The organism is Streptomyces sp. NPDC056160 (genome assembly GCF_042268205.1).
In the GTDB taxonomy this organism is placed as follows: Bacteria; Actinomycetota; Actinomycetes; order Streptomycetales; family Streptomycetaceae; genus Streptomyces.
The window spans coordinates 1-10,484 of sequence record NZ_JBHJUW010000214.1; the positions used below are offsets into that span (position 1 = coordinate 1).

General features: G+C 66.7%; 8 protein-coding genes. All 8 read left to right on the forward strand.

The features are described from left to right. The first annotated feature begins 520 nt into the window (after positions 1 to 520). The 8 genes from ACFC02_RS39650 (at position 521) to ACFC02_RS39685 (ending at position 10,244) form a co-directional block, all read left to right on the forward strand. Positions 521 to 1,735, forward strand: coding sequence for a hypothetical protein (locus ACFC02_RS39650; RefSeq protein WP_376367399.1), 1,215 nt, complete (start codon positions 521 to 523; stop codon positions 1,733 to 1,735). Between the two features lie 112 nt (positions 1,736 to 1,847). Continuing rightward, the gene (locus ACFC02_RS39655) at positions 1,848 to 3,290 is read left to right on the forward strand and encodes a pyridoxal phosphate-dependent decarboxylase family protein (protein ID WP_376367401.1); all 1,443 of its coding nucleotides are present in this window, start codon (positions 1,848 to 1,850) and stop codon (positions 3,288 to 3,290) included. Beyond that, positions 3,274 to 4,560, forward strand: a complete 1,287-nt coding sequence (locus ACFC02_RS39660) for a lysine N(6)-hydroxylase/L-ornithine N(5)-oxygenase family protein (RefSeq protein WP_376367403.1) — start codon at positions 3,274 to 3,276, stop codon at positions 4,558 to 4,560. The genes ACFC02_RS39655 and ACFC02_RS39660 overlap by 17 nt, the downstream gene beginning before the upstream one ends. A gap of 201 nt (positions 4,561 to 4,761) precedes the next feature. Then, positions 4,762 to 5,934 carry an MFS transporter gene (locus ACFC02_RS39665; protein WP_376367405.1) on the forward strand — a complete coding sequence of 391 codons (1,173 nt, stop codon included), beginning with the start codon at positions 4,762 to 4,764 and terminating at the stop codon, positions 5,932 to 5,934. 137 nt (positions 5,935 to 6,071) lie between these two features. Next, positions 6,072 to 6,359, forward strand: a complete 288-nt coding sequence (locus ACFC02_RS39670; RefSeq protein WP_376367407.1) for an acyl carrier protein — start codon at positions 6,072 to 6,074, stop codon at positions 6,357 to 6,359. Further along, complete coding sequence (locus tag ACFC02_RS39675; protein WP_376367409.1) at positions 6,356 to 7,576, forward strand: hypothetical protein; 1,221 nt, start codon at positions 6,356 to 6,358, stop codon at positions 7,574 to 7,576. The genes ACFC02_RS39670 and ACFC02_RS39675 overlap by 4 nt, the downstream gene beginning before the upstream one ends. Continuing rightward, on the forward strand, positions 7,573 to 8,532 hold the full coding sequence (locus tag ACFC02_RS39680) for a ketoacyl-ACP synthase III family protein (protein ID WP_376367411.1): 960 nt from the start codon (positions 7,573 to 7,575) through the stop codon (positions 8,530 to 8,532). The genes ACFC02_RS39675 and ACFC02_RS39680 overlap by 4 nt, the downstream gene beginning before the upstream one ends. An 80-nt stretch (positions 8,533 to 8,612) precedes the next feature. Further along, the gene (locus tag ACFC02_RS39685; protein ID WP_376367413.1) at positions 8,613 to 10,244 is read left to right on the forward strand and encodes an AMP-binding protein; all 1,632 of its coding nucleotides are present in this window, start codon (positions 8,613 to 8,615) and stop codon (positions 10,242 to 10,244) included. Positions 10,245 to 10,484: the final 240 nt, after the last annotated feature.

Genomic DNA, 10,484 nt, shown 5'->3' on the forward strand with positions numbered 1-10,484 from the left:
GCATCCGTCCACTTCGGCACCGCCCAGGAGGTGAGAGACCACAGGGCTGTCGCCCTCGCCGGGGCTTACGAACGCCACCCCGAACGCTTCGCCCGTCGGCCGAAGCCACCCGAAATACCCGGCGAGGTCTGGATCAACGACCCCACCAAACGAACACAACCCGAACTACAAACCACATAGCGACGTAAACGTCTCATTTGACTTGACAACTACCGCCACGCAAATCCGTATGGCCATTCAACCCGGACGCGCCGCGTAGATACTCGGCGCATACTTGGTGAAAGTGAGACAAACCTGACGTCAAGTCATGTGAAGAGTCATCTGTAGTTGCTTTTGAGTCATTGCCCGCCGACCCTTCCGCGTTCTAGTGTGATGCAGTGTTACCGACCCTGCTGGTTCGGAGAGGTTTCGCAGTGCACGCCTGTTTCGATCGAACCATTCATCGGCCTGCCGTCCCAACCGGCTCTGAACGCAGAACATTGACACCGCTTCCCATCATCCCACCTCCGGGAGTTGCAGCATGGACTTCTCTGTTCCGCGACACGACTACCGTCAACGAGTAGAACTGGCCGCACGCCTGGCTGGCGGAAGTTGTGAACCTCTACAGACCGCGCTCACCGAGGATCAGGTGGCCGGGAACATAGAGAACTTCATCGGCGCCGTCAGCGTACCCACCGGACTCTGCGGCCCGTTCGATATCTACGGTGACGAACTGAACGGCAGATTCGTCGTTCCCATGGCAACTCTCGAAGGGGCCCTTGTGGCTTCCTACGCACGAGGAGCCAAGGTGATGAACGCCTCCGGCGGTTGCGAAGTGGAGGTCTTCGGAGACCGGTTTCTGCGGTCTGTCCAGTTCACCTGCGCGACGTTGTCCGATGCGCGGAGGCTGGTGGACTGGTGCCATGAACAAAAGAAACGTATCTGCAACATCGCGGTGATGAACAGCGGGCACTTGAGTGTCGCGGACCTCTCCTACGATCGTCAGGCCACGCGCGTACTCCTGACCATCTCCTTCACGACTGGCGACGCCATGGGAAGCAACATGGCCAGCAAGGCGATCAGCCAGGTCGCGGAGTTCATCACCCAGAACACTGATCTTGTCGAGCACGACATGCTCCCCTACCCTGAAGACAAGAAAAGCATCCCGCTGCGCCGGAAGGGCAAGCAGGTACTGGCTCGCACGGTGCTACGACGCGACGTCATGGAATACATGACTCGAACCAGCCCGGAGAGACTGGAGCGTTTTCTGGGAGAATGCAGCAGTACGTTGGCCCACCATGCCAGCTACTCGCTGAACATTCATGCCGCGAACGGAATGGCTGCGCTCTTCCAAGCCTTCGGCCAGGACATGGCATACCTGGCCGAGTGCGCTCAGGTGATCGTAGAGGCAAGATTGGTGGGGCCGGACGAGCTGGAAGTATGCCTGACCATACCGAGCCTCATCGTGGGAACGGTGGGCGGTGGTACCGGGCTTCCCGGGTACGAGGCCACTCTGTCTATGGTGGGTTGTTCCGGTCCAGGAAAGGCGAGAAAACTGGCTGCGCTAATGGGAGCGGTCATACTCGCCGGAGAGATAAGCTGCGCCACCGCGCAGTGTGCGCATGAGTTCGTGTCGGCGCATGAGTCACTGGGCCGCAACCGACCCGCTTCGCTCACGGAACTCGACGCGTCACTGGGAACTCCGGCGACGAACTCCGGCGAACTTCACGAAGCCGACTCCTGCCGAGCACCATGAAAATCCCTCCCGATCCGAGGTTCGGGTGCCGAGACCTGGCCCCGCAACGAGTGAAATACGCAGGTCAGCCCGAATAGACATCCGGCACGGATCGCCCCCACGGAGGACCCGTATGCGTTCACACCTGCTCAATGGCCTCACCGCAGATCAGTACCGCAGCTCCGTGATCCAAGGAGTCGAGCGGGTGGCGGCCAAGCTCGCCACCACCGACCGCCCGTTCACCGGCGTAACCGTCGACGCCCTCTCCCCCCGTATCGACGCCGTCGACCTTGAGCACCCTCTCGGTGACACCGCCGCAGCGCTCGACGAGCTGGAGGACGTCTACCTCCGCGACGCGGTCTATTTCCACCACCCGCGCTACCTCGCCCACCTCAACTGCCCGGTCGTCATCCCTGCTGTGCTCGGTGAGGCGGTCCTGTCTGCCGTGAACTCCTCCATGGACACCTGGGACCAGTCGGCCGGCGCCACCCTGATCGAGCGCAGGCTCATCGACTGGACGGCCCGCCGCATCGGCCTCGCCCCCACCGCCGACGGTGTGTTCACCTCCGGCGCCACCCAGTCCAACCTCCAGGCGCTGCTCCTCGCTCGCGAGGAGGCCAAGAGCGACAGCCTCGCCACCCTGCGGATCTTCACATCCGAGGTCAGCCACTTCAGCATGCAGAAGTCCGCCAAGCTGCTCGGCCTGAGCCACGACTCCGTGGTTTCCGTGCCGGTAGACCAGTACAAGCGGATGAGCACCGCCGCCCTGGCCAACGAACTGGAGCGCTGCAAGCGGGACGGACTCGTCGCCATGGCCGTCGTCGCCACCGCCGGCACCACCGACTTCGGCTCCATCGACCCGCTCCCCGAGATCGCCGATCTGTGCCAAGGGAACGGCGTATGGCTGCACGTCGACGCCGCCTACGGCTGCGGACTGCTCACCTCGCTGAAGTACCAGGACCGCCTCACCGGCCTCGACTGCGCCGACTCGGTCACCGTCGACTACCACAAGTCGTTCTTCCAGCCGGTGAGTTCCTCCGCCATGCTGGTCCGGGACGCGGCTGCCCTGCGTCACGCCACCTACCGCGCCGGCGACCCCGGCGCGCGCCGTCCGGTGGCCGACCGCACGCCTGACCAGGTCGACAAGTCCCTCCAGACCACCCGCCGTTTCGACGCCCTCAAACTGTGGCTGACTCTGCGCGTGATGGGCGCCGACGGCGTGGGACAGCTCTTCGACGAGGTCTGCGACAGGGCCGCCGAGGGCTGGCGGATGCTGGATGCCGACCCCCGCTACGATGTCGCCGTCGAGCCGGCCCTCTCCACCCTGGTCTTCCGCTACGTCCCGGTGGACGACACCGACCCGGCCCAGATCGACCGCGCCAACCTCCACGCCCGCAAGGCCCTGTTCGACTCCGGCGAGGCCGTGATCGCGAGCGCCCGGGTCGGCACGCGCACCTACCTGAAGTTCACCTTGCTCAACCCTGAGACCACGGTAGCCGACATCTCCACGGTTCTCGACCTGATCGCCGGCTACGCCGAGTACTATCTGGGGAGCGCCCGTGAGCGCCTCGGCTGACCCCCGCTCCAAGACGTACGACTTCGCGGGAATCGGGCTCGGCCCCTTCAACCTCGGCCTTGCCTGCCTCACCGAACCCATCGCCGAACTCGACGGCCTCTTCCTGGAGGCCAAGCCAGCCTTCAAGTGGCACGGCGGTATGCTCCTGGAAGGCACCCGCCTACAGACCCCGTTCATGTCGGACCTCGTCACCCTCGCCGACCCGACATCCCCGTACTCCTTCCTCAACTATCTGAAGGAGAAGGGCAGTCTGTACTCGTTCTACATACGTGAGAACTTCTTCCCGCTTCGTGTCGAGTACGACGCGTACTGCCGTTGGGCGGCGGACCGGCTGAGCAATGTCCGCTTCGGCACGGCCGTCGTCGAGGTGACGTACGAGGACGAGGTGTATGTCGTCCGCACCGATTCCGGAGTGAGCTACCTGGCGCGCCGTCTGATACTCGGTACCGGTACTGTGCCCTTCGTCCCCTCGGTCTGCGACGGGCTGAGCGGCGACTTCCTGCACAGCTCCGAGTACGCTCAGCGCAAGGCGGAGCTACAGTCGAAGAAGTCCGTCACGATCGTCGGCAGCGGCCAGAGCGCGGCCGAGATCTACTACCAGATGCTCGCTGAGATCGATGTGCACGGCTATCAGCTGAACTGGGTCACCCGATCCCCACGCTTCTTCCCGCTAGAATACACCAAGCTGACCCTGGAGATGACGTCTCCGGAGTACATCGACTACTTCCACGCTCTTCCCGAAGCGACCCGATACGGTCTGGAAGCACAGCAGAAGATCCTCTTCAAGGGCATCAGCTCGGATCTGATCAACTCAATCTTCGACCTGCTGTACCAGAAGAAGGTCGACAGTGGCGGCCGTGCCGTCGCCACCAGGCTGCTCACCAACTCATCCCTCGTGAGCGCCCGGTACCGCGACGGTTCATACACCCTCGGCTTCCATCAGTCCGAGCAGGACAAGGACTTCGAGGTCCGCACCGAAGGCCTGGTCCTGGCCACCGGCTACCACTACGAGCCCCCCGCCTTCCTGGACCCCGTCAGGGACCGCCTCCGTTTCGACAGCCGAGGCCGCTTCCAGATCGCCCGCAACTACACCATCGACGTCACCGGCCGCGGTGTCTTCCTCCAGAACGGCGGTGTCCACGCCCACAGCCTCACCAGCCCCGATCTGGGCATGGGCGCGTACCGGAACTCGTACATCATCCGGGAACTGCTCGGCGTCGAGCACTACCGCGTCGAGAAGACCATCGCCTTCCAGGAGTTCGGCGTATGACCCGTAGGGCTCATCCCGGCGGCCAGCCGGACCGGCCTCGGGCACCGATCATCCGCGAAGAGCCGCCGGCTCCCCTTCCGCCTGCCGAACATCGACGCGGACACGTGCCCACCACGCCAGACAGGACGCAGATCGGAAGTGACGCTGAGCGCGATGCGGACAAGGAGACCGGGTCTGATACCCGACAGCGGACCGCAGGGCTTGCTGGCTGCGGCCCAACTGGTCAACAACGTCGGGAACGGCCTTTACGTGACCGGCCAGGCACTCTTCTTCACCCGCTCGGCCGGACTACCGGTGTCGCAGGTCAGCGTGGGCCTCGGGGTCAGTTCCCTGTGCGGCTTCGTGGGCGGCGTGGCCGCGGGCCGTCTTGCGGACCGGCGCGGCTCGCGCGAGACGTACACCGTGACACTGCTATGCCAGGGTGTCGTCGCGGCCTCGCTCGTGTTCGTCCACTCCTTCCTGACGTTTCTCGTCTCGGTGTGTCTGCTCCAGTTCGCACAGGCGGCAAGCTTCGCGGCGCGCGGCCCGATGATCCGGGCCCTGGGCGGCGGGAATCCCGCCGCGTTCCGCGCATACCTGCGGTCCCTGACCAACGTGGGCATGGCCGTCGGCGGGGCCGCGGCTGCGGCAGTCATCCAGATCGACACGCGACCGACCTACCTCGCCCTCGTGCTCGGGGACGCTTTCACCTACGCGGTGTCCGCGGTGCTGGTCAGCCGCGTACCCCGGGTGGCACCGATGCCCGATCCAGGTCAGGGGGACCGCTGGATCACCCTTCGCGACCTGCCCTACCTGTCCCTCACCACGCTGGACGGCATGATGTGCATGCAGTACGCGGTGCTCGTGTTCGCCCTGCCTCTGTGGCTCGTTGGCGACACGAACGCCCCCGGTTGGCTGATCGGCGCGGTCGCCATGACCAACACGTCGCTGTGTGTGTTCCTGCAGGTCCGGGCCAGCCGGGGGATCGCCACGGCGGCCGCCGCCGGACGTGCGATGCGCCGCGCCGGTCTCGCCTTCCTGGCTTCGACTGCGCTCTTCGCCCTGCTGCCGGGTCTGCCGGGTTGGGTAGCGGCGCTGACCGTCCTGCTGGCCACGGTGGTCCACACCGCCGGCGAGCTGTGGCAGACCTCCGCCGGCTTCGAACTCAGCTACGGGCTGGCTCCGCCGCACGCCGTCGGAGAGTACACGGGCGTCTACAACATGGGTTTCGTCTTCGCGAACGCGATCGCGCCACCCGTGCTGGGACTGCTCTGCATCTCCATGGGCCGACCCGGCTGGTTCGTGCTCGGTCTGGTCTTCATGTCGCTCGGTCTGGTGGCGCCGCCGGTGGTGAGGTGGGCTCAGCGCAACCGGCCCGTCCATGAGACCGCTTGAGGGGAGCCACCGCATCACCCGCGCACCCATGACGGCGGGGCCATGACCCAGAGGGACCTTCCCCGTCGCGGCAGGCTCCCATGGTCGGCCCCTGCTCGCGACTTTTGATGTTGTTCACAGGACGAGGAGGATTTCCATTGCGCAGCCCAGACGAAATCGCCGGAGATGGCATCGACTTCACCGCGCTGGTCCGGGACGTGCTCGTGCAGGCACTGGGGATCGACGGGGCGACCACCGACTTGGCGGTCGACGCGTCGCTGCGGGACCTGCCCAACATGAGTTCCCTGGCGATGCTGCGCGGCCTGATGATGATCGAGGACCGTCTCGGTGTCGAACTGGAGGACAACGAACTCGTCACCGCGCGCACTATCGGTGAACTGGCCGCCGCGATCGAGCGGCATCATGAGAAGAGCCTGGCCGGATGAGCGAGCCCCGCACGGCACTGTGCCGTCCGCTCGAGACGGACGACTTCCACCGAGTACCGCGTCCGGCCGTCTTCAAGGAGTTGGCGGCGCGCGGCCCCGTGCATCGCGTCGTGCTCCCTGGCGAGGTTTCTGTATGGCTGATCACCGATCGCGCGGCGGCCGAGGCGGCTCTGCGTGACCCGCGACTGACCAAGGACCCGCTCCCGGTGGCGAGATACGGCCAGGCCGTCGGCAGCCGCCGGGTGCCGGAGGACTTCACTGCCGTGAGCGGGCGGCAGTTGATGAACCTCGACGGACTGGACCACACCAGGATCCGGCGCGTGATGGGCAAGTACCTCTCCGAGACGGCCATGGCGAGACGGCAGGCCGTCATCGACGAGGCGATCGAAGACCGGCTCGTCGCACTCGCCACCCGAGAGACCGCCGACCTGATCGCCGACTTCGCCACTCCGCTCGCCCTGGACGTGGTGGGTCGCATGGTCGGCGTCCCAGCGGACCTCACGAAGATCATCATGTTGCAGGGAGAGAAGCTGCTGGGGCCCGCAGACCCGACTGATCCGGACATGGTCCGGGCGTATCACGTCGTCGCGGAGGCGGTGGAACGCGCTTGGCAGGAGAGGACACCGGAGGACGGCCACGGCGACCTGCTCGAAGCACTGCTGCGGGCGCAGCAGGACGGCTTGCTGAGCCGTAGGGAGATCGCCTCAAACCTGGCCATGGTCGTGATCGGCGGAGTGGTGACGATTCCTCTGCTCGGCTACGGGGCTGCCAAGCTGCTGGAGGACTCCCGCGCGCGTACCGAGCTGCTGACCGGCGACCCGGGCGCGGTGGTCGAAGAACTGCTCCGAAGCGATCCGCCGATCTCCTTCACGAGCTGGCGATTCGCCACCGAACCGATGGTGGTCGCCGGTCAGGCTATCGAGCCGGGAGAGGCAGTCATGGTCCTGATCGTCGCCGCCAACGACGACGCGGCCTGCCCGGCCGCCGCCCGACGGGGCAGCCGGGGCCCCGGCCACCTGTCGTTCGGCGGTGGAGTGCACCGGTGCATGGGGGCGCACCTGGCGCGCCGTACGGCCGCCACCGCATGGCCTGCGCTGTTGCGGCGCTTCCCCGGCCTCCGCCTGGAGCTGCCGGTGGAAGAGCTCGTGTGGTACGGCGGATTCGGCCCGCGCGGCCCCGAACGCATACCGATCCGGCTCACGGGGCCGCGCTCATGAGGGTGGCGGGCGCGGTCACCGTCGCGGCCTGTGCGCTGTGGCTGCCTGACGACGCCTACCCGGCGACGCTGGCACAGGAGCGCGGAGTCTTGCTGCCGGCCGACTCCTCCGGCGAGGACTTCGAGCAGTTGCCGACCTCGGACCGCACCGCGACGGAGATGGCGTGTCTGGCGGCACGCCGCGCTCTCGACTCGGCTGAGGTGCGGCCACAGAAGCTGGGACTGCTCGTCCACTCCTGGGTCTACGACCAGGGCCCCGGCACGTGGACCCCGCCCCACCGGGTGGCCAGAGAGCTGAACGCACTCGGTTGCCCGGCGATCGGCGTGCACCAGATGTCGAACGGTGGCGGCGGGGCGTTGCAGCTCGCCGTCGCCCACCTGCTGGCCGAGCCGCGTGCCGGGGCCGCTCTCGTGACGACAGCCGACGTCTTCGGCGTGCTGCCGTACGACCGCTGGCAGTCCGTGCCGCCCCTCGGCGACGGTGCCACCGCGACCGTCCTCACCCGGGGGCGGGGACCGCAGGTGGTCGAGGCGATCGCCTCCGCAGGGAACAACGGGCTGGAACTCGCCTACCCCACTTCGCACCCGTTCGAGCGAAGCGTCAGGCGCTACGAGCCCCCGAGCAGGGCCACCTTGCGCGAGATCAGTCGTTGTGTGCGCCGGGCCGTCGACGAAGTACTCGATGACGCCGCGCTGTACGCAGACAGCCCCACGATCACCGCGGTACTGCTCCCGAGGATCGGGCGCACGCTGTCCGACCACCTGACCGCCACCGCGCTGCCCGCAGCGCTGCGTGACAAGGTCGTGCGCGTCGGGCAACGGACCGGCCATCTCGGTTGCGGTGATTTGCCCGCCAACCTCGCCGAACATCCGCCGCCCGGTCAGGGAGAACACCATCTGCACGTCAGTGTCGGAGCCGGTGTCAGCAGCACCTGTCTGCTCACGCGGGGCCAGTGAGTACGAGACCGCCGCACCGACCAGCTTGAGAGGTAGACCCCGCAATGGGCGACAACACATTGGTACATTCTGGCAGGTCCATGGTCCGGACCTTGGCCGAGCTGCTCGACCACCTCGACGACGACCGCGGTCACACGCGGTTGGTGTTCCCCGAGGCCGGAGAAACGCTGCTGCACCGCGACGTTCCCGCACGGGCCCGTGGAGTAGCCGAAGCACTGGTGAGACTCGGCGTCACCGAGGGCACGCCCGTCGGCCTGCTGATCGGCACCTCACCGCAATTCGCTCCTTCCATGTTCGGTGTGTGGGCTGCGGGCGGCGCCATCACCGTGCTCCCCGTGCCACCCGGGCACGCTTCGGCGAGCAAGGTGGCTACTGCCCTCGCCCCGGCAATCGCCGGTCTGCGGCATCTGCTGGTGGGCGGGGAGTACGCGGAGATCGGTCAAGAGCTTGCAAGGGTGAGGCCGGACCTCGCGGTCGTCGCGGTGTCCGACTGCGCCCCGGCGCCCGTTCGGCCCGTCGGCCTGGTGACCCGGCCGGAAGCCCCGGCGATCGTGCAGTTCACCTCGGGAACCACCGCCCGCCCCAAGGCAGTGGTTCTCTCTCACCGAGCGGTGCTCGCGTGTCTGACGGCGACCTCCGGGGCCAGCTCCATCGGCATGGACGACGTGGTCGTCTCCTGGGTGCCGCTGTTCCATGACTTCGGGCTGATCACTCTGGTCTATGGTCTGTGGCTGGGCTACGAGCACCATCTGTTCACTCCGTGGCGGTTCGTGCGCAGGCCGAGGGAAGTCCTCAAACACGTCAGTGCCTGTAGGGCGACGGTGTTCGGCAGCCCCAACTTCGGATACGACCGGATCGTCGCATCGTGTCCGGACGGCATGCTGGACGCGTTGGACCTGGGTTCCCTGCGGCTGGCTCTCAACGGCGGTGAACCGGTGAAACCCTGCACGGTGGCCGGCCTGGCCAAGGCTCTGAGGCCTTCGGGACTGGTCGCTACGGCGATGAAGCCGGTCTACGGCATGGCCGAGGCCGTCATGTCCGTCGCCTGTCCCCCGGCGGACGTCCCCGCGAAGGTGGTGTGGTTCGACCGGGAATCCCTGGCACAACACAGCCGGGCCGTCATCCTCCCCGGCAACGCGGACAACGCGACCGGGCTGGTCTCGGTGGGGCGCGCCGTCCCGGGACTCGACCTCGGTCTGCGTGACGGACACGGCCGCGAACTGGCCGAAGGCGAGGTCGGTGAGATCGTCCTGCGCGGTCCTTCGCTCGCCGACGGCTACCTGCTGCCGGGCGAGCACACCTTGACCCCGCTCCTGCGAGACGGCTGGCTGCACACCGGCGACCTGGGCGTGCGAGTGGGCGGTGAGCTGTACATCGCGGGCAGAGCCAAGGACATGGTCATCGTGGCGGGCCGCAACTTTTTCGCCGAGGACGTCGAGGACGTGGTCCGGACAGGATTGCCCGGCGGGTCCGGCCGCTGTGTGGTGGTGGCCGACCACGACCGCGAACGCATGGTCGTGATAGCGGAAACAGACGACCTCGCGATGGCGGGCGATCTGTCGGCCCGTCTGCGGAGGTTGGTGTCCGCCCGTCTGGACCTCGGCGCCGTCGATGTGCACGTCGTACCGCGCGGCACCCTGCCCCGCACGACGAGCGGCAAGTGGCAGCGCGGGCTCACGGCGCGCTACCTCCGGCACCTGACCAAGGACTGACTGCGCGCTCCCCGCGGGTGAGGTCGGCGACGTGTGTCGTCGGACGTGCCCGATCAGGAGCAATTGTCGAGAGTTGTGGATCAGCAGGGTTGTTCAGGCTGCGGTGACTTCGGGGCGTTTGTCAATCCCCTCGAACTGTGGAGATCTGAACCGTTCCGAGTTCGGTAGAGATCTCAGGTGTTGGGTGTGACCTGGGGCTTCGTGGTTGCGAGGTAGTGGTTGTTCTCGTATTCGACCGGC

What these genes read in the sequence shown, in the direction of transcription:
- ACFC02_RS39685 (WP_376367413.1), top strand. Translation starts at nt 8,613, where the DNA reads ATGGTCCGGACCTTGGCCGAGCTGCTCGACCACCTCGACGACGACCGC.
- ACFC02_RS39650 (WP_376367399.1), top strand. Translation starts at nt 521, where the DNA reads ATGGACTTCTCTGTTCCGCGACACGACTACCGTCAACGAGTAGAACTG.
- ACFC02_RS39655 (WP_376367401.1), top strand. Translation starts at nt 1,848, where the DNA reads ATGCGTTCACACCTGCTCAATGGCCTCACCGCAGATCAGTACCGCAGC.
- ACFC02_RS39680 (WP_376367411.1), top strand. Translation starts at nt 7,573, where the DNA reads ATGAGGGTGGCGGGCGCGGTCACCGTCGCGGCCTGTGCGCTGTGGCTG.
- ACFC02_RS39675 (WP_376367409.1), top strand. Translation starts at nt 6,356, where the DNA reads ATGAGCGAGCCCCGCACGGCACTGTGCCGTCCGCTCGAGACGGACGAC.